The organism is Psychrobacter aquimaris (assembly GCF_016107525.1).
Classification (GTDB): Bacteria; Pseudomonadota; Gammaproteobacteria; order Pseudomonadales; family Moraxellaceae; genus Psychrobacter; species Psychrobacter aquimaris.
In genome coordinates, this window is sequence record NZ_JABASR010000019.1 from 1 (window position 1) to 19,038 (window position 19,038).

Annotated in this window: 17 protein-coding genes and 1 tRNA gene; 6 read left to right on the plus strand and 12 right to left on the minus strand. The window is 42.8% G+C overall.

The features are described from left to right. The first annotated feature begins 77 nt into the window (after positions 1-77). Positions 78-938: an SPFH domain-containing protein gene (locus JFC10_RS13915; protein WP_193011616.1), complete on the plus strand. Its 861-nt coding sequence runs from the start codon at positions 78-80 to the stop codon at positions 936-938. 342 nt (positions 939-1,280) lie between these two features. On the opposite strand, the gene hemN is transcribed toward JFC10_RS13915, so the two are convergent. The 3 genes from hemN to JFC10_RS14935 all read right to left on the minus strand — a co-directional run bounded on the left by hemN (position 1,281) and on the right by JFC10_RS14935 (position 4,153). Continuing rightward, the gene (hemN, locus tag JFC10_RS13920) at positions 1,281-2,822 is read right to left on the minus strand and encodes an oxygen-independent coproporphyrinogen III oxidase (protein WP_198333367.1); all 1,542 of its coding nucleotides are present in this window, start codon (positions 2,820-2,822) and stop codon (positions 1,281-1,283) included. Between the two features lie 320 nt (positions 2,823-3,142). After that, complete coding sequence (locus tag JFC10_RS13925) at positions 3,143-3,958, minus strand: penicillin acylase family protein (RefSeq protein WP_227685764.1); 816 nt, start codon at positions 3,956-3,958, stop codon at positions 3,143-3,145. 33 nt (positions 3,959-3,991) lie between these two features. Further along, positions 3,992-4,153: a hypothetical protein gene (locus JFC10_RS14935; RefSeq protein WP_227685763.1), complete on the minus strand. Its 162-nt coding sequence runs from the start codon at positions 4,151-4,153 to the stop codon at positions 3,992-3,994. 137 nt (positions 4,154-4,290) lie between these two features. Here JFC10_RS14935 and JFC10_RS13930 point away from each other — a divergent pair, with 137 nt between their 5' ends. Continuing rightward, entirely contained in the window at positions 4,291-5,868 is a 1,578-nt protein-coding gene (locus JFC10_RS13930; protein WP_198333368.1) for a YifB family Mg chelatase-like AAA ATPase, read from the plus strand. Positions 5,869-5,932: 64 nt separating this feature from the next. Here the strand turns inward: JFC10_RS13930 and JFC10_RS13935 are convergent, their stop codons facing one another. Both JFC10_RS13935 and JFC10_RS13940 read right to left on the minus strand, forming a co-directional pair. Then, a complete protein-coding gene (locus JFC10_RS13935) occupies positions 5,933-6,625 on the minus strand; it encodes a phosphoglycolate phosphatase (protein WP_198333369.1) in 693 nt (230 codons plus the stop codon). A gap of 165 nt (positions 6,626-6,790) precedes the next feature. After that, positions 6,791-7,291 carry a DUF4385 domain-containing protein gene (locus tag JFC10_RS13940; RefSeq protein WP_198333370.1) on the minus strand — a complete coding sequence of 167 codons (501 nt, stop codon included), beginning with the start codon at positions 7,289-7,291 and terminating at the stop codon, positions 6,791-6,793. A 172-nt stretch (positions 7,292-7,463) separates the two neighbouring features. On the opposite strand from JFC10_RS13940, the gene JFC10_RS13945 reads away from it, so the two are divergent. Next, positions 7,464-7,832, plus strand: coding sequence for a hypothetical protein (locus JFC10_RS13945; RefSeq protein WP_198333371.1), 369 nt, complete (start codon positions 7,464-7,466; stop codon positions 7,830-7,832). A 69-nt stretch (positions 7,833-7,901) separates the two neighbouring features. Here JFC10_RS13945 and JFC10_RS13950 read toward each other — a convergent pair. Together JFC10_RS13950 and JFC10_RS13955 are read right to left on the minus strand one after the other, a co-directional pair. Next, positions 7,902-7,977 (minus strand) — tRNA-Phe (locus JFC10_RS13950). A gap of 122 nt (positions 7,978-8,099) precedes the next feature. Beyond that, on the minus strand, positions 8,100-8,522 hold the full coding sequence (locus tag JFC10_RS13955) for a hypothetical protein (RefSeq protein WP_198333372.1): 423 nt from the start codon (positions 8,520-8,522) through the stop codon (positions 8,100-8,102). Between the two features lie 375 nt (positions 8,523-8,897). Between JFC10_RS13955 and hisB the strand changes: the two genes are divergently transcribed. The 3 genes from hisB (at position 8,898) to JFC10_RS13970 (ending at position 10,771) form a co-directional block, all read left to right on the plus strand. Further along, positions 8,898-9,563, plus strand: coding sequence for an imidazoleglycerol-phosphate dehydratase HisB (gene hisB / locus JFC10_RS13960; protein ID WP_227685762.1), 666 nt, complete (start codon positions 8,898-8,900; stop codon positions 9,561-9,563). Continuing rightward, on the plus strand, positions 9,563-10,207 hold the full coding sequence (gene hisH, locus JFC10_RS13965; RefSeq protein WP_198333373.1) for an imidazole glycerol phosphate synthase subunit HisH: 645 nt from the start codon (positions 9,563-9,565) through the stop codon (positions 10,205-10,207). The genes hisB and hisH overlap by 1 nt, the downstream gene beginning before the upstream one ends. Before the next feature lie 171 nt (positions 10,208-10,378). Beyond that, positions 10,379-10,771 (plus strand): hypothetical protein, encoded by a 393-nt coding sequence (locus JFC10_RS13970; protein WP_193011624.1) that lies wholly within the window; start codon positions 10,379-10,381, stop codon positions 10,769-10,771. A 123-nt stretch (positions 10,772-10,894) separates the two neighbouring features. Here JFC10_RS13970 and JFC10_RS13975 read toward each other — a convergent pair whose 3' ends face one another. The 5 genes from JFC10_RS13975 to JFC10_RS13995 form a co-directional block, all read right to left on the minus strand. Next, positions 10,895-12,217 carry a valine--pyruvate transaminase gene (locus tag JFC10_RS13975; protein WP_198333374.1) on the minus strand — a complete coding sequence of 441 codons (1,323 nt, stop codon included), beginning with the start codon at positions 12,215-12,217 and terminating at the stop codon, positions 10,895-10,897. 442 nt (positions 12,218-12,659) lie between these two features. Continuing rightward, on the minus strand, positions 12,660-14,801 hold the full coding sequence (locus tag JFC10_RS13980; protein WP_198333375.1) for a hypothetical protein: 2,142 nt from the start codon (positions 14,799-14,801) through the stop codon (positions 12,660-12,662). Between the two features lie 153 nt (positions 14,802-14,954). Continuing rightward, entirely contained in the window at positions 14,955-17,558 is a 2,604-nt protein-coding gene (locus JFC10_RS13985; RefSeq protein ID WP_227685761.1) for an ABC transporter permease, read from the minus strand. A gap of 339 nt (positions 17,559-17,897) precedes the next feature. Next, positions 17,898-18,263, minus strand: coding sequence for a hypothetical protein (locus JFC10_RS13990; protein WP_198333376.1), 366 nt, complete (start codon positions 18,261-18,263; stop codon positions 17,898-17,900). A gap of 52 nt (positions 18,264-18,315) precedes the next feature. Then, entirely contained in the window at positions 18,316-19,029 is a 714-nt protein-coding gene (locus JFC10_RS13995) for an ABC transporter ATP-binding protein (protein ID WP_198333377.1), read from the minus strand. Positions 19,030-19,038 lie beyond the last annotated feature (9 nt).

Sequence of the window (19,038 nt, forward strand, 5' to 3'; positions counted from 1 at the left end):
CTTGGTAACCCGCCTCTTCAGTTTGATTTGCTTATTTCAAGTTGAGAGTGGGGTAATTATAATAATAGGGATGAATTATGGAAAGCTTCAGCATTGTCATGGTGGTTTTGGTTGCACTGGTTGTCTTTACGGTTTTCAAAGGCGTTCGAATCGTGCCACAAGGCTATAAGTGGGTGGTGCAGCGATTGGGCAAATATAGTCAAACGCTAGAACCTGGTCTAAACCTTATTATTCCTTTCGTTGATGATGTCGCTTATAAAGTGACTACCAAAGACATCGTCCTTGATATTCCATCACAAGAAGTGATTACGCGAGACAACGTTGTTATTATCGCCAATGCTGTGGCTTATATTAATATCGTGCGTCCTGATAAGGCGGTCTATGGTATCGAAGATTATGAATACGGTATTCGTAACTTGGTGCAGACGTCACTACGTTCAATCATTGGTGAAATGGACTTAGATAGTGCATTGTCTAGCCGTGATGAAATTAAAACTAAACTAAAGCATGCGATATCAGAAGATATTGCGGATTGGGGCATCACATTAAAGACAGTAGAGATTCAAGATATTAACCCTTCGCAAACCATGCAAGCGTCAATGGAAGAGCAAGCAGCAGCAGAGCGTCTACGTCGGGCGACAGTGACCCGCGCTGATGGGCAAAAGCAGGCTGCTATCTTAGAAGCTGATGGTCGCTTAGAAGCCTCACGCCGTGATGCTGAAGCGCAGGTAGTACTGGCAAAAGGATCAGAGGAGTCTATTCGTCTGATTACCGCGGCCATGGGTAAAGAAGAGATGCCCATTGTCTACTTACTCGGTGAGCAATATATCAAATCGATTCGTCAGTTAGCCGAATCTGACAACGCAAAAATGGTGGTGCTACCTGCTGATATCCTAAGTACGATAAAGGGTATGGTAGGTGATAAGCTTAAAGTTTAATCAGTAATAAAAATTTTAATCGGTAAAATTTTGATGCACTGATTATCCTTTCTTGACGTCATATCAAAAATGGTCAGTTAGCTTATTAGGCGCTGGCTATTTTTTCGACTGCGAATTGTGCCGAACGCTACATTTAATGAATAACTCATATGCTTCGTTTAATGAACAAAAATATCTTGATAATAAAAAAGCCATAGAAGATGCAAATAGACTATATATTGTGATGCCTTCTGAGTCGGCTAGATATATTTTCCGTCAATCATCACCTTTATCAAACACCATAAAAAAGACCTCGAGTGAGGCCTTTTTTATGACTACTTTTTAACTTGAGGGATAACTCAATCAAATAACTTTTGAGAAACGATTTTTATGTTTTTTCTCAAGATATTCATCAAACACCATGGCGACGTTACGACCTAATAAGCGACCTTTTGGCAGCACGCGAATACCAGCCGCGTCCATATCGATAAGTTTGTCTTCTTGCATGGCGCCAAGCTGTTGAATCTCACTGATAAAGTAAGTGATGGCATCGATACCAAATTTTTGATTGACGTCTTTAAAGTCGATATAGTCGTGACAGAGTAGATTCATAATCACATATTCACGCAAGCGATCTTTGATGGATGTTTTGATGACTTTTACCGCAGGCATGGCAGCCGAGTTACTTTGTGCAGCATCGATATTCGCTTGATAAACTGGTAAATCTGTATCATTTTGCAAAATATAGCGGGTATTGGCATTGGCAATTTGACTGATAGAGGAGACACCAAAGCCCAATAAATCACAATCGCCCATGATGGTATAACCTTGAAAGTTACGATGCAGTTTACCCTCACGCTGCGCCACGGCTAATTCATCATCAGGCTTGGCAAAGTGATCAATACCGATATATTGATAGCCAGCTTCGGTCAGCGTATTGATGGTATTGCCAAGCATCGTCAGCTTGGCAGCTGGGTCTGGTAAATCGGCTTCTTTAATCTGGCGCTGGGCTTTAAAACGTTCTGGCAAATGCGCGTAATTGAATACTGACAAGCGATCCGGCGACATCTCGATGATACGGCGTACCGTTTTATCCAAGGTTGCGGGTGTTTGATGCGGTAAACCATAAATCAGGTCGATATTGATAGAATGAAAACCGAGGTCACGCGCTTCATTTAACACATTTTCAATGAGCTCTGCTGAATGTACACGGTTGACAGCGATTTGTACCGTTTCATCGAGGTCTTGTACGCCTAAACTGACACGGTTAAAGCCAAGGTTGCGCAATACTTTCAATGTCTCGCCACTCAGCTCACGTGGGTCAATTTCAATAGAGTAATCGCCTTTGTCTTCAGGTAAGAATTCAAACTGAGTTTGTAAAAACTCCCACAGTTGAACCATTTCTTCATCACGCAAAAATGTTGGCGTGCCACCGCCCAAATGCAGCTGCTTAACGAGGGGCTTGCTGCTACCTTCTGGGACAGATAACAGGCGGCGTTTATGCTTAATCTCAGCGATTAAGTACTGCAAATAATCGCCTGAGTCGCTATTTTTTTTGGTGATAATTTTATTGCAAGCGCAGTAATAGCAGAGGTGACGACAAAAAGGAATATGAAAATATAACGACAGCGGTGCACGGGCTTCACGGTTCTGAAGAATTTTTGCCTCAAGGCCATTGGTGATTGGTGAGAATTCTAAAGCGGTTGGATAAGAGGTATAACGTGGGCCTGAACGGTTGTATTTATTAATAATCGCTTCATCAAAAGCGGGTAGCTGCTTGCTCATCATACTGCCGCGCGTACTAGCATAGGGACTTTCTGGTTGCATAACAGGGCGTGTCGTGGTCGGTTGCTCACCTGCACGATTGTAAGGCTGCTGAGTATTTGATTCTGAATGTTCTGCCATGCGGTACTCCTCGTTTTGACCTTAAGTATTACTATTTTTACATCTCTAATGGCCAAATGTCTGAAAGCCAGTATGTGTTTGATAGGTTGTTAGTCACCTTAATGAGCCTGTTATCAATAATAATTTTCACAGTACTATTCACGGCTAAATTTACAGCCATCAATAAGTATTAGTATAACAAATCCTTGTTTGTAGTGGGGTGGTCGGCGAGTTTTCTTAATGATGAATCAACTATATTCAAACAGCTTGCTCCATAAAGCAAAAAAGACTCCAGCATGTACCTGAAGTCTTTTTTAACGTTATGATAAGTTATATCAAGCTTATTCTTTTAGCTGCATCTTATCACCAATGGCTTGGTCACTAACATCACTGGCACTGAGGGGTAGGCGAATCCATTTTTTATCAGAATAACGACGACTTTGGTTACGATGGAATGGTCGAGTAGTATCAGAAGCTTGCGAGTAACCTAAGAAGGCTTCTGCTACAGGGCCGCTGCTATCAAAGGTAATGGTTTGCATATATGTCGGACCAAAATTAATGACGTAGTTTGCGCCATCATTAGCTCTTGTGCCGCGCGTTTCTGCAACATTGAATACACCTTCACGCCCAAATCCACCATGCATAGCAATACGCTCGTCGTTTTTACCAGTATCAACGATATACTGCAAATCAGATAAAGACGCACCAAGAGCGATATTTTTATCTCGGAAGAACTTAATAGAGTCGCCTAAAGCAGTACGTGTGTCATCATTAGTAATTAAACCACGAGGCGTATTGACTGGATCTTTCACATCGAACTTAACACTGAATATCGTATCAGTAGTTTCATTAAAATCAACATTGCGCCAAAGCTCTCTAAAAACGTGCGCGCCTTTACTATCTAAATTATTACGACGATCCCAATTACTCAAGATATTACAAGCATTAGTTGCATCAATAGTAGCGCCACCAGTCAAGGGTAAATTAGCATTCGCTCGACAATCTGCTAATACGTCGTCAAGTACCAACTCAGCAACATAGCTGCGATTGCCATAGACGACCTCTTGCATGTTGTCTAAATTGAAGCTAGTACCGCCCAAGCTATCTTTATTACTGAGCCGATCTTGTATTTGAACCAATCCCATGCGTGAGCGCATAAGCAATGGTAATCCATCTACTGGAGTAGCACCTCAGAAAGGGGTTAAACGACGACGTAGAATTGGTGAAAACCCAGTCAGCGGTTGCTCTAAGTTGCTTACCCAATAGCTATCATTTGAGTTGGCAACATAGTCATCGCGAATCAAGAAAGGTAAGTTTGAGCGCCCAAAGATTCCTGCTTGCGGTGAGTCCATATCAACTCCCCATTCACAGGCAGCGGTATTACCATTTGATAACTATGCTAGTAAATAAAATAGACAATAAAACACGACATTTGCGCACTGATACATAATACTTTATGATCAAATATTCTCCATATTAGGAAATGCTGATGTCGTTTGCTCAAGTCTATACCCGTTCAGTCGTTGGACTGCATGCACCCAAAGTCATTATTGAGGTGCATCTGTCACAAGGGTTGCCAGCATTGACCATCGTTGGTCTGCCAGAGGCAGCGGTACGTGAAAGTAAAGACCGTGTACGATCTGCGATTCTGAACTCTGGTTTTCAATTTCCTAATAGGCGTCTGACGATCAACTTGGCCCCCGCTGATTTGCCTAAAGATGGTGCGCGTCTAGACTTGCCGATTGCTATAGGGATATTAGCGGCAAGCGGGCAGTTGGATCCAGAAGTATTGACAGGCTTTGAATTTATCGGTGAGTTAGCACTCAATGGGAATTTACGGCAAGTGACAGGCAGCTTAGCCGTCGCAAGAGCGATCAAAGCTGAGGCGTTGGCGGCCAAAGTATTGCAGCTGGACAAGATCACTGGGCAAGAGCTGAGCGAATCGCAGCAAGAACCACAAACACCGCAGCTTATCGTACCGATTGATAATGGTGCTGAGGCCAGCCGCGTCGATGGTGTGACGATACTGGGCGCGCCAAGCTTAAAAGTAGTTTGTGACCATTTGCAGTCGCTAGCTGACCCAAGTGTATTCTATGACTCTTTGAAAGTTGTGACACCGAGTTCAACACCGCAGCATGTCGGCTATCAAGTGGACTTAGCCGACGTCAAAGGACAGCACCATGCTCGGCGCGCGCTAGAAATTGCAGCAGCAGGCGGTCATTCATTACTATTTACAGGGCCACCCGGTTCAGGCAAGACATTAATGGCATCACGGCTGCCGACCATATTGCCTGATTTAAGTGCTGAGGATGCGCTAGAGGTTGCCAGTACTTATTCGGTAGCAGATAGCGATTATGATTATGGGACAAGGCCATTTAGACAAGTGCATCACACCATATCAGCAGTGGCTCTGGTCGGTGGTGGCTCACGTCCCAAACCAGGTGAAATTACCCTTGCCAATAAAGGCGTATTATTCCTTGACGAATTGCCAGAGTTTGATCGTACGGTTTTAGAGGTGTTGCGCCAACCATTAGAAGCCAAGCAAATTACTATTAGCCGTGCCAACTCGCAGATGACTTTTCCGGCAAATTTTCAATTGGTCGCTGCCATGAATCCATGCCCATGTGGCTACGATGGTGATGCATCGGGCCGTTGTCGCTGCCGACCTGAGCAGATCAAACGTTATCAAGACAAACTATCAGGTCCACTGCTTGATCGCATTGACCTACATATTACCGTACCTGCACTACCGATTGCCGATTTACAAAATGCTCAAGCTGGCGAAACATCCAAGCAAGTACGCGCGCGAGTAGCTGTGGCTTATAAACATCAATTAGATCGACAAAAAAAGGTCAATAATGAGCTGAGCCCTAGCGAGATTGATAAATATATTCAGCTAGGAGACAGTGAAAAGCAGCTATTACAGCTCGCTCAGCAGCGCTTAAATCTATCGGCACGCGGTTATCATCGAGTATTACGAGTGGCGCGTACCATTGCAGACCTAGCAGGCAGTGTAGATATCACGAGCGCTCACTTATCTGAGGCGCTAAGCTATCGCAGTAAATAGCCATCCTTATCTAAGCCATCTATTACCACTTTTTTATCGCTATAATTTAGAGAATAAGGATGAGCTAAGCATTGTCTTTCATAATCCAAGCGATCAAATCCGCAAAGCTATCAAATGCCTCAGTCGGATTTAGCTCACGAATGTCCTGCCCATAGTTATAGCCATAAGACAGACCAAGCGTGTCCATATTGGCGTTTTGCCCCGCCAATATGTCATTTCTAGAATCACCAATCATGATGGCTTGCGCGACGCTGACGTTAAGAGATGCGCAAACGTGCAGTAGAGGCGCTGGGTCTGGTTTTTTGACGGGTAAACTATCACCGCCCATCACTTCACTAAATAAGTCCTGCCAGCCAAATGACTGTAATATTTTGGGCACAAAGCGAATAGGTTTATTGGTCACTAAGGCAAGCGTATAGCCTGCTGCATGCAGTTTTTTCAGCCCTTCATCGACGTCAGGGTAGGCAACGGTTTTGCTACCGCTAAGGTTCTTATAAGCATCAAAAAATACTTGTTCTGCGTGATCAGCCTCTTCTTTTGTCAATGCACCTGCTGCTACTTCTACATGACCAACCAAGGCTCGCTCCACAAGCAGTCGTGAACCATTGCCTATCCAGTTGCGTATGGTTTCGATAGGATAAGTCTCTTTACCAAGCGTAGTTAACATGGCATTAGTCGCATCTGCTAAGTCGGGCACACTATCAATAAGTGTTCCATCAAAATCAAAAATCAAAAGTTTCTTAATATCTACTGTCATTATTATTTGCCCACGCTATCAATTTTGTACTTTTTTGGAGTATTAGCTCCAAGCCCTCATTACCTTAGCACAGCAAATCATGAAGTCTAATTATTTAACGCTCTGGCATTATAAATATTTTTGCTTTTTCAGGCTGAGGGTGATTTTTATGGCTGTATCTTATACTTATTCAAACTCCTTATAGCATTCACGGTGTTCGGCTTTCATGCTCAGGTAATCTTTATTTTCTCGGCAGAGATCCCATTTCTGTTTAAAAATCCGCGCAGACTCTGCTTTGACCGGGTCTTCCTCTTGGCGCGGTAACTCTTCACGACCATGTGCGCCGCTTTGGCCTTTTTTATCATCAGGTACAGCACCTTTATATTTTTTACCGCCTTTATGATTGGCGTAACGACGGGCGCGGGTATAACCCATTTGAATAAATTTACGTGCCATATCCGCACCGACAAAGTCACCGTCAGTTAGGTAATCTAAAAACATCTGATAAATGGTCTCGCTACTTTCAGTCGCAATATCAGGAGTGGCAAAGCGCCAGTGCGGCAGGATTTCAGACTTATAAGGCTCTACCAATAATACGCCTTGCTCGCCGCGACCGACCCGATATAGCTCAGGATGCTCACGTAGATCAAGATTTTTATAATCCAAATCGTAATCGAACGCTCTCATCGCTTTTCCCTATTGGTATTCGTCATCTGTCATATTTATTATGACCATTGCTATCGAGTATACTGAGCGCCGCTGTCTAAAAAACAGCACAAAAATGTTATGCAACCGTGACAGTAAGCGTTTAGCATGAGAAGCGTAGTGAATAGAATCAATTATTGAGCAGGTTAAGATTATGACAGTTAATAAAAACATCCTGAATAGAATTAGCCTAGCTGGCGTGACTTTTATGATGTCGTTAAAAAGTATATTTATGATATCGGTGCTGCTGCTCATAAGCGTATTAAGCACCAATGCTGCCCATAGCGCATTGTTCGAGCGTTTGATTCCGCAAGGAGAAACTTATACGGTACGCGAGGTAGATCGTGATTTGGCATTTGTGATTGACGGTTTTATTTATGATGCGCGCACGTCTTGTTTCTTAGCAGTGGGCGATCGAGTGATATTTTTTGAAGGGCGTCATGGTATCGATTACCGCGCGACGGTTTATGATTTAGACTCGCGTGAACGTTGCGAGGTGTTATTAAGAAGACGTTTGTCATAAGCTTTTATTTTAGACATAAAAAAAGCCCCAAACATTGCTGTTCGGGGCTTTTTAGAATTCTTAAACGAATGGTGGCTCGAGGCAGGTTCGAACTGCCGACACACGGATTTTCAATCCGTTGCTCTACCGACTGAGCTATCGAGCCGTCTTCGTTGAGGCGCTATTAAACTAAATATTGGCTCAGCTGTCAAGCAATTTTTGCATTATATCGAATAAAACACGATAAATAATCAAATGTTGGCAAAATTAACTATTTTACCCCTACATTTAGTCTTTCACGCGCAGGAGTTCATACTCGCTCATAATACGGTGAATATCCGCATCAGCGGGGACGAATTCACGCACACCTTTTTTGACTTCGGCATCATAGACCAGTTTAATGAATTTGGCATCGATGGCACGTTTGCGATTTTCTGGATGTACGGTAAGATACTGCAAGCGCTTGGCATCGGTCTGCCCATCATCAAAACAAGCAACGGCGGCGATAGGCTTGTCATTGAACATGCCGACATATAGATATTGACCGCGCTTAAAACCCTGCTCAACGATGTTTAATACCTCGAGACCGTCAGGCTGCGCATCATCGCTATCGTACAACGCCTGCAAGCGCTCTGCTAGCTCATTTTCGCGAGCAGGTTTTTTGATGAGTGGTGCATCCAAACTATTGATGGCGATCGCTTCTAAAGGCATAGCAGTTCCTATAAACAGATAGTTTCTATAATATGAGACAGCACAATGTCATGAGGCGTGATGCCATAAAGGTGAGGTTGTCAAAGTCAGTGCGAGTCATGATTGATAATACTAAACATACTATTTTAGCAGAATGAGATAATTTTGTGCGTGGTTTACCGCTTGGTCGTGGCAGTAAATGTTAGGGTTTGCTATGATGAGGCTAGATAATATTTAGTACGTATAACTCTTAATATCTTGATGTCTTTTGTATATATCATTTTCTAATAAATTTTTTGCTAGGGGCTGACCCAGACACTAGTAAAATATTTTGGGCATGTCTTTGCCCTATTTATTGACCGTTTTTCACTGATAAAAAACTGATAGAGAGTAGCCATGACAGCCAATGCAACGACGACTGCTGACACACCTGAGCAAAATACACCAAAAAATCTAAACCTACATGGTCGCCCTGAACGTATTGCGACCGTTGAGCGTATCACTGCTGAAACGCAAATCACTTGTACCGTAAACCTCGATGGTACGGGTAAAGGTGTGGTAGATACGGGCGTACCATTTTTGGATCATATGATTGACCAAATCAAGCGTCACGGTTTGTTTGACTTAGATATCAAGTGTAATGGTGATACGTTCATTGATGACCATCATAGCGTCGAAGATACTGGCATTACCCTTGGGCAAGCATTTAACAAAGCATTGGGTGACAAGAAAGGCATCCGTCGTTATGGGCACTTTTATGCGCCGCTAGACGAAGCACTGACCCGTGCTGTGGTTGATTTATCAGGGCGTCCGGGTTTGCACATGGACATTCCATTTACACGCTCGCACGTTGGCCGTTTTGATGTCGATTTATTCAGTGAGTTCTTTTACGGTTTCGTCAATCACTCATGGATGACGGTGCATTTAGACAATCTCAAAGGTAAAAACAGCCATCATCAAATCGAGTCAACCTTTAAAGCCTTTGCTCGTGCGTTACGTATGGCCTGTGAATATGATGAACGCGCGCTCAATACCTTGCCATCGACCAAAGAGGCATTTTAATGGCTAAAGTCACCAAAGTAGCATTATTAGATTATGGCATGGGTAATTTGCACTCTGCTAGCAAAGCACTATCGGTAGTTGGGGCAGAAGTCTCTATCACTAACGACCCCAAAGTCGTCGCTGCGGCAGACAAGATCGTCTTCCCCGGTGTCGGTGCCATGCGTGACTGTATTGCTGGCATGCATGAAGCAGGAATTGATGACGTCATACGCCATGCGGTGTTTAATAAGCCTGTTATGGCCATCTGTGTGGGCATGCAGGCACTATTTGAGCAATCAGCTGAAAATGGTGGTACGGATTGCCTTGGCATCTTAAATGGCACGGTAGAAGCATTTGACCCTACGTGGAAGGATCAGCAGGGCGCTACCATCAAAGTGCCACACATGGGCTGGAACACCATCAGCGGTATGGATTTTGACCATCCGCTTTGGCAGGGTATTGAGGACAATGCACATTTTTACTTTGTACACAGTTATTATTGCGAGCCTGCTGATAGCGCGCAAGTGGCGGCAGTATGTGACTATGGTCAACCGTTCTGTGCCAGTGTCATTCAAGACAATCTGTTTGCCACCCAGTTCCATCCAGAAAAGAGCCATACCGCTGGCTTGCAACTGTTAAAGAACTTTGTCGAGTGGAATGTGTAGATAGCAGTAAACGTAAATTGCACACTTGCTTCAAAATAGGGTAGATTATCACTTATATAATCTACCCTATTTTATTCTCCACTATTGTCATTCTTAATTATCAATTTTTAGTTATTATTGTTTAGTGATACGCTCAATCATTTTCTACTCGCTTATATTTGGAATACTCTAGTGGACTTTACCGCCTTTAAAATGAATGTTGTTGAAACAACTGGCCTTGCCAAAGATGCCTTACATATCTATGTCGGCGTCGGTGTCTATCTTTTGTGTCTGCTTGTGCTGCGTCCTATCATTAAAAACCAAAGTATCAGATCATTAATGGCTTTAGTCGTCGTGACGGGCATTGCTTTATTGGGCGAGTATTTAGATAATCGAAATACGATCGAAGCGTCAGGCATGGCTGGCTTAAGCCACGAACAGCTGGTCGCGAGCCTCCGCGATTTGATCAATACGTGCCTGTTACCTTATGTACTTTTTGCGCTGAATAAGTGGACGACACTCTTTCAGGCGATCATCAATAAGCCTAAATCATTGACCAAGCGCCATAAAAAAACGGACTATTAATCAGTCCGTTTTTTATTTCGCTATTTGAGTTTATGATGGTTCTATTCACAAAAATTAGAGTAGCAAGGAAGACTCGTGTAAGTACTACGTATGGTAGGCTAAACGAGTTTGGCACCGCTAATCTTATTTTTTGGCGTCATCATATAACGCGCGTACCACCTCACCAATCACTCTAATACCATCCGTCAGCGTTTGCTCATCCGCGGCAATACTCATACGAATACACTCGTGCGCATGCTGATAATTGCTGACATCGACACCGGGGAAGAAGTACTCGCTTGGTACAATAAGCGTGCCTTTTTCTTTTAGGCGTTCGTATAGCTCAAGGGTGCTAATCGGTAGGTCTTTAAACCACAACCATAAGAATATCGCGCCTTCAGGCTTATGAATCATCAATGGGTAATCACCCAATGCTTCTTTCAATAGCTTCACCGCGAGGGTCGCCTGTTTTTGATAAAACGGCTTAATCTCATTATCAGATAATTGCTTGATACGATCGTTTTCTACCAATGGCGTGGCAATCGCTGCACCAAAGCGTGTCGGCGCTAGATTCACCACCGCATTCATCGCGCTGACCGCCTCGATCACTTCCGCATCAGCCACGATAATGCCAGTACGCATACCAGGCAGACCAATTTTCGACAGGCTAAAACACAGAATTGTATTGTTATCCCAGTTCAAATTGACATCAGAGTAGATGATATTCGGGAAGGGCATACCGTAGGCATTATCGATAATCAGCGGAATGTCATAGCGTTTGGCAATCTCGGTTAAATGCGCCATTTCTTCATCCGTTAGCACGTTGCCAGTAGGATTGGTCGGGCGTGAGCAGCAAATCGCCCCGATACGACCTTCTTTTAGCGCTGGCAAGTTCTCTAACGCGTCAAAATCCACACGATATTTAAAGAAGCCTTCTTCGCCATCATGTGTCACTTCATCGATATGCGGCAATACGGCTGCGAAATGTTGACCTTCTACATGCACATCACTATAGCCAATATACTCAGGGGTCAATGGCAGTAGAATGGACTTGTCGACAGATTCGTTCTGCTCATCTTTGAACGCACCGCCAAACAGATTAAACAGATAGAAAAACGCATTCTGTGAGCCATTGGTCAGGGCGATGTTTGCTGCCGTGAGGTTCCAATCATAATGACGGTTAAAGAAGCCAACCAAGGCATCGATAAAGCCTGCATCACCTTGTGGGTTAGAGTAATTCGCCATGCTAATAATCGCGCTACTATTGGGCACGCCTGCATCATTGTCCGTGCCTAGCGCCTTATAGGTCTCCAAAAACAACTCATTGACGGCATCAATTTTGGCAGGATTACCGCCGCCTAGCATGTTTACTGGCTGATCGCTTTTTAGCGCGTCGCCTAGATCATCCATCAATTGTGAGATGCCAGTGGGCTGGGTAAATTTTTGACCGAACTTTGAGAATTTCATAAGGCTACCATGCTGTTTGGGAGGGTGTTATAAGTGTTATTTAACCGATAAAGTGGGGCTAGTATAGCAAATGAGAAGTATAAAATAAGCAAAGTGCATGGCTGATATTGACTTATATGTCTATACAGCTTATGAAGTAAAAAAAGCCCTCTAGGTGAGTAGAAGGCGTTTTAGTTAGCAGAGTTAGGGGTTGAGAATTTATAGCTAATCCTTGAGAAGCGTTAAAAAATGGCACTGTAATTTTAGCTTAGCAAGTAAAAATTTCTTAAAGGAGATTTTTTTGGAGCTTGTAGTTGGCAGTATATGGCGCACAGCAACTAAGTTATCGATTCAATCAGAGCTAAAAAGTATTGTTAATGTAGAATAGTTAAATATGTGAAGGGTTAGAATGAATAGGTGAGTTGCGCTATCGTTAAGTCACCCTATATCTGTTATCTGTCAACTAGTAAGCATCACCAGACATTAATTCATCCCATGTAACGATTTTAATTACTCCTAAGCCTGAGGATTCATCGTAAAAGTAAAGACTTCCGTCTTCTAGAGGAGAATCTGGACTCTTTATTCCTAAACGTTCGAAGACTCTACCAGTAGCAGTTTCACCATTTGCTGAAAGGATGAAACCTGCATCGTTTTCGCCTCTCTCAAGCATTTCATTTATACCTTGCCTCAACCATTCCCAGTCGATATCATACCCTGAAACATTGAGTCTGTCCTGAGCATGAAAAGCGGGCAAAGTTAGTCTATCAACTGATTCAAGTACTTTAGACCATACATTCTGAAAACTTGAAAATTCTATTGAATCAATAAACGGATCATCTTTTTCATCTGAATCTAGCAAATGCTTCAGATATTTATATGTCTCCTCCAAATTATCATAGAGTCCATCTTCTATTTCTAATTGTTTGTATAAGCCCAAAACTGTATTAATAATTAAAACAATATTCTCTTCAATACTTTCCCAAATTTCGTTTAAATTATCTTTATGAAAAAATTTATGTGATAAGTCATCAAAGAGTATATTACCGTTTAGTCCTATATAAAATAGTAAAGAATGTTCAGGAGACTCTTTGAAAAATGACTTCAATAGCCATTCAATATGGTTCGAATAATCGAAGATATTTTCATGGTTTAGAGAAAATTTCAAAGGGCTTGGTTTACTAATGTTTTTCGATGTTCCAGTAATTAAAGTCACTTCATCAAATGCTTCAAGTAAAGAAACTAGGTTCCATTGAAACTTATTAGCTAGGATAGAATCAGAATTTTTCTGTAAGTTCAGTCTTAGAAAAGAATCTATACCGATTAATCTACCAAGTTTAAAAGCATCAGAACATAAGATTTTACCAGTTGAAAAAAATTCTGGTTGTGATAGGTTTTTTATTAATCGTAATCCATTTAGCGGGTATCTCCAGTCGGCTACCGAGTTAAGAAATTGATTTACGTTACTTTTTTTAACTTTAGGATTAAGAACGTGATCACGAGCATATTCACCAATTAAGCCAAAAAAATTGCAAAATAATACTTCCCCACGATAACTCAGTTCTCTTTTTTCAGTCTCCCAATGGTTATACCCTTCTGTCCTTGGGTCAACGAATGTATCGAGTAAAGAGTTAGAACTATTAGCAATGTGAAATAAAGACTCGGAATGGCCTGATGGTGAAAACTCAGAAATATATTTGGATACAGCGTTGACTAGCCAGTGCTTTGCCCCTTTGTCAGTAGTAAGTAAGCTAATATTAAATAGTTCATATGCAGAAATCCCACAGACTGTTATATTATATTTCGTTAAGGATAATTTATCATAATAGGAGTCTTTCCAAAGAAGGATAAAACCATGAGCATTAATCAGATTTCCCGTATGAACCATATTTTCTATAGCGGTTAATATTCTGTCATCAAAACCATGTCCTTGTGTATCTTTATCATCCTCAATATTTTGTCCATTATTCTTTTCATATAAGCATAAAGTAAGACAAGACAGCGCTCTTTCTGGTATATAAACATTTCCTATGTTCTTCCATGCGGTCGGTATAAATGTCTTCAACGACAGTTGTTTCTCTGTATTGAGTGATGCGGTTAAACATAGAATTTGCCTATTTGACCACGTTACTTTAGAAGCTACTGAATGTTGTAGTAGAGGTGACCATTCTGTGGTAACGACAACAAACTTGACATCATAGTTAGTAAGCATAGGCATTATATTTTTTATTTCTTGTTCATATGCTAGTAACTCAGTTAATGTCTGTCGTTCTGCTTGCTTAGATTTCTTGAATTCAAAAATAATAATTGAATCATTTTCACTGCAGATTGCTACAATATCGGGTCTAAGCACTTCATTTTTAGTTACAGATATATTATTGTCGCTAGTCAAAATGTGTAAAGAATTTAAGCTACTTAAAACATTTAGTCCTGCCTTTAGTAACTTTTTTCTTGTGATATAGTCAATCGAGAACCTTGGTATAACAACAGTGCTGTCTTTTTCAGCTTCGAATATGTTCGAGTCAATGATGCTCCCAAGTTCATCCTCTCTTATCGCTTTTTCAATTAATAAATGTAGTTGTTGCTCATTATCAAAATCTGAACTCATGATTAAAATCCTTTGTTGTTTTTTGAATATTTATAAAAATATAGTCTTTTTATTAAGGATCTTCTAAAGTATAAGCCTAGACTAGCAGATAACGGCGAATCAAAAAAACCACAATTAAGGGGTTTTTTCGTTGAAAGCTAAAATTGAATACCCCTAAATCATCGCTCTTACCCTTGCCATAATTCCGCGCCCAATCACCAATCTCACATAGATAATGGCAATGGCAAATAGCAATACGACTAACGCCGCGCCGCCGATAGCCAAGCTTGTCCACGGCACACTAAATTGTAGATTAAACCACTGCGTGATAGCAGCCCACGCGCCAACGCTGGCGATGACAATGGCAAAGGTCGCCGCACTAATACCAAGTACACCCAGCTCTAAGATGTTTAGCATGTACAGGTCGCGCTTTTGCATACCGAGCAGTCTAAATGACGCGCTGTCTTTCATGCGATCTTGTGAGGTAGACAGTAGCGAGCTGATCAGCACCATGACGCCAGTGAGTAGGGCAAGCAAGGTGAACACATAGACCAAGCGGCTCATTTGTACCACCAGCTCTTGGATTTGCTGCGCAATGGCCGTGCCATCGATCGTGGTAACGGCAGGGAACTTGCGTACCAGTTTGCCTTGTAGCTCTGGAATGGCACTCTCTGATACGTGCGCAGTGGCAAATTGAATCTGCGGAGCAGCGGACAGGACAGACGGCTCAAATAAAAAGTAAAAATACGGGCTTGGGCCACGCTCATAGCGCGTGCGAATACTGGTGATTTGCCCGATGATTTCGATACCCTGAATGTTAAAGCGTACCTGATCGCCCATGCCGACATTGAGCATACTGGCGGCAGTGTCCAAGATAGACAAGGGTTTGACTTGCTGATCGGTATCATCGATAGGCGTATACAGCGCGTCGTCTGTGACCGAGTCAACGATATATTCGGTATCCATCACCGTATCTGCGTAGCTTAAGTTAAACACCCGCGTAGGGTCATCAAACCCATCCTCAGGCTCGATATCTTTTGCTGGTACGTCATTGGCCGTCTCCACACGCGCACGAATGACCGGATAATAGGTGACAGGTGCCTCAATAATCGTATCAATCTCATCATGTTGATCGCTCTGCACATCGAGCAAAAATAGATTGGGCGCGTCTTCAGGATAGGCATTGATAAACTGCGCATTGATACTGTGATTGAGTGTGGTGATAAGCGTCAGTACCGCAACCGATAGTGATAAGGTGACAAAGAAGAGTGCTGATTGATTGCCTTTACGCGCAAGGTTATGAATGGCGATACGCTGCATCCAGCTGACCTTGGTATTGCTCGCTAACTTATTAAGCAGCCATAGCCACCCACGCGCCAGTAGCCAAAATATCGCCACAAAGCCAATCAAGCCGCCCAATAACTGCGCCCCTAATGACAGTGAGCCAACTTCATAAGCAAAGAAGGCATACAGTCCTGCCAGCACCAAGCCATACCATAGTAGCGGCACGCGTCGATACCAAGGCAAGTTTTGTGTTTGCGTGCTTGCCCCTTGATTGAGTAGGGTAGCGGGTTTGGTCGTGTTAAGTGCGCTTAGACCACGCTGCGCAATCAGTAGCGTCAGGGCTAAAGCAATCACAATAGTTTTGATCGCACTGATTGGATTGATGGCTAGGCCAACATCAGCAGGCAAAATAGCAACCAGATATGGCTGACCGATTTTAAGCAAACCCAGACTAAGGACAATCGCTGCGATACAAGCAATGACAGTCGTTATGATGAGCAGCTGATAATAGCTACGTTTGAGTGAACCAAGCGGTTCGCCTAACGCCAAACGAATGGCATTATTGGACTGCTGCTTGCTGACAAATGCACTAATGACACCGTACATGGCAACCGCAGAGAGTAGCAACACCGCGATGACCAGTAACTTTAAAAACATCAGGACATTGTCAGAGATGCGCGAGACGGAAGTATCTGCTGACTCGGCATCAGAAAGCTCGATATCAGGGTAATTGGTCAGGATATCTGTGAGCTTTTTACGCTGCGTCGTTATCAGTTCGGGATCGCCTGCCATCTCAATACGATAGTTTATGCGGCTGCGTTGACCCAATAGATTGGTCGCCTCTAAGGCATCTTGTTTCATTAAGACACGCCCGCCAAAGCCAAATGTAGTCAGCGGTCTGTCAGGCTCTTTTGTCAGTACATCACTGATCGTGAATTGCGCATCACCAATGGTGATACGGTCACCGATGCTGGCCTTTAGTCCGCTGAGCACTTCTGGTGCAACGACAACACTGTCGGATGTCAGCTGATCCCACAGCGGTTGTCCTGAGGCAAGCTCAACGTCTCCGTATAAGGGATAAGACGGTGAGACGGCTTTGACGCTGGCAAGCAAGGTTTGTTCATCGGTGACGAGCATGGCGCTAAACTGATAGTCATACACCGTCTGCGTATCGGGGAGGGTTTCTACTTGCGCCAATACCTCGCTTGGCCAGTCTTGCTTACTGTTTAAAATCAAATCTCCACCAACGAGCGCGCGCTGATTGTCATTGATATAGCGATCAACAGACTGCTGTACAGAGTCGAGGGTCAGGTAGGTTGCAAGCGAAAGGGTCAACGTTAGCAGAAACAACACTGGATACACCCAGCGCTGCCACCAGCTACGGCTGAGTGCTTGCGAGCCTAGTGTTTGACCGCTAAAGAAACGGCTTTTTTTAGGATTAGTAGCTTTATTATTGATAGCAGTATCGCTTTTTGTGATCGTAGCTTTAGTCATAATTTTTTGCTTAATCGGTAGACGTATTAAGAAATTTTAGAGTGTATCATCAGGTAACCAGATATAGATAAAGTCAAACAACTCTGAATCTGTCATATCAGTTAATGAATGAACGAGTTTTTTATCTTTAACTGTCTTATATACTGCGCTAGCGACTACTTTCTGGTAAAGAAGAGATTTACCTTTTGTTTGTTGTTCAAACCAGTGTTTATTTATTTTGCTGGGTAAATTATAGAACAAAGAAAAATCTAGCTGTTTACTGAGGTGGTTCAACTTTTCGTATTTGTGAGTATCAAAGTAATATAGATGTCTTAATACATCATTTTGTAGTGTATTTTGCTAATTTTGTAGTAAGTCTAAAAAACAAAGATACTCATCATCATTTTTCATAAAGTACGTCAAAGGGTATAGAAAATAATTATTTGCTCTCAAGTACCCCCTACTTATTGCTTGTAGAGTAAGCTGACTTATCTCGTCTCTGTTGGCATTGATGAAAGGTTTTGAGTAATGCTCTAATATAAAAGAGAGTGCAAAAGTAATGGAATGATCGTTTGAGTCAGCCATCTGTTTTAAATAATAAAGCGCGTTATCTAATTTATAGATCGAGATTAACTGATTAATTGCTTGGCTATAATCTTCGGTTTCAAAAGTGAACTTTCCAGCAAGTAAGTCTTTTGCCACGCTTTCTATCTCAAGAGTTCCCATTGAACTAACCTTATTGAAGTAGAGCATTAAAGAATAAAGAGTGAATGCCTATTTATTCTTCAATCCGGCCGTCATGCATCGTAATGACGCGATCTGCCATTTCGGCAAGTGCAGGATCGTGAGTCACCACCACCAGTGCCGAGCCAACCTGCTGGCGTAAGTCCAATAACAATTGCATGACTTGATCGGCATTTTGCTCATCCAAGTTGCCTGTAGGCTCATCAGCAAACACAATCTTTGGATGAGAGACCAATGCTCTTGCCACCGCCGTACGCTGCTGCTCACCGCCTGATAACTGATTGGGCAAGCTATGACGGCGATGACCTAAGTCGACGGCGTCAATAAGCTCGTCCACTCTTGCTTGGTTCGGACGCCGCGCAATATCCAGTGGGAAAGCGATGTTTTCGGCGACTGTCAGTGTTGGCAGTAGATGAAATGACTGAAAGACAAAGCCCATATCCTGTTGACGAATGACCGCCAGCGCATCTTCATCAAGACTACTGAGCGTTTGACCTGCCAGCGAAACCGTTCCGCTATCGGGATAGTCTAATGCCGCGAGCAATCCTAGTAAGGTCGATTTACCTGAGCCTGATTTGCCCATGATGACCACAAACTCGCCCGCGTTGACATAAATATCTACGTCTTTGATGATGGACAATTTTTGCTCACCGACTTGCACCGTTTTATTTAACTGTGAGGCGGTCAGTAGGGCTTGTGTCTTAGAGTCTGCTTGCGATGTCTTTGCAATCGAAGGTGATGATGTCATTACAGTGTC

Excerpts from the sequence above, each read along its gene's own strand:
- JFC10_RS13915 (WP_193011616.1), top strand. The coding sequence starts at position 78 with ATGGAAAGCTTCAGCATTGTCATGGTGGTTTTGGTTGCACTGGTTGTC.
- hemN (WP_198333367.1), bottom strand. The coding sequence starts at position 2,822 with ATGGCAGAACATTCAGAATCAAATACTCAGCAGCCTTACAATCGTGCA.
- JFC10_RS13925 (WP_227685764.1), bottom strand. The coding sequence starts at position 3,958 with ATGCGCTCACGCATGGGATTGGTTCAAATACAAGATCGGCTCAGTAAT.
- JFC10_RS14935 (WP_227685763.1), bottom strand. The coding sequence starts at position 4,153 with ATGGACTCACCGCAAGCAGGAATCTTTGGGCGCTCAAACTTACCTTTC.
- JFC10_RS13930 (WP_198333368.1), top strand. The coding sequence starts at position 4,291 with ATGTCGTTTGCTCAAGTCTATACCCGTTCAGTCGTTGGACTGCATGCA.
- JFC10_RS13935 (WP_198333369.1), bottom strand. The coding sequence starts at position 6,625 with ATGACAGTAGATATTAAGAAACTTTTGATTTTTGATTTTGATGGAACA.
- JFC10_RS13940 (WP_198333370.1), bottom strand. The coding sequence starts at position 7,291 with ATGAGAGCGTTCGATTACGATTTGGATTATAAAAATCTTGATCTACGT.
- JFC10_RS13945 (WP_198333371.1), top strand. The coding sequence starts at position 7,464 with ATGACAGTTAATAAAAACATCCTGAATAGAATTAGCCTAGCTGGCGTG.
- JFC10_RS13955 (WP_198333372.1), bottom strand. The coding sequence starts at position 8,522 with ATGCCTTTAGAAGCGATCGCCATCAATAGTTTGGATGCACCACTCATC.
- hisB (WP_227685762.1), top strand. The coding sequence starts at position 8,898 with ATGACAGCCAATGCAACGACGACTGCTGACACACCTGAGCAAAATACA.
- hisH (WP_198333373.1), top strand. The coding sequence starts at position 9,563 with ATGGCTAAAGTCACCAAAGTAGCATTATTAGATTATGGCATGGGTAAT.
- JFC10_RS13975 (WP_198333374.1), bottom strand. The coding sequence starts at position 12,217 with ATGAAATTCTCAAAGTTCGGTCAAAAATTTACCCAGCCCACTGGCATC.
- JFC10_RS13980 (WP_198333375.1), bottom strand. The coding sequence starts at position 14,801 with ATGAGTTCAGATTTTGATAATGAGCAACAACTACATTTATTAATTGAA.
- JFC10_RS13985 (WP_227685761.1), bottom strand. The coding sequence starts at position 17,558 with ATGACTAAAGCTACGATCACAAAAAGCGATACTGCTATCAATAATAAA.
- JFC10_RS13990 (WP_198333376.1), bottom strand. The coding sequence starts at position 18,263 with ATGGGAACTCTTGAGATAGAAAGCGTGGCAAAAGACTTACTTGCTGGA.
- JFC10_RS13995 (WP_198333377.1), bottom strand. The coding sequence starts at position 19,029 with ATGACATCATCACCTTCGATTGCAAAGACATCGCAAGCAGACTCTAAG.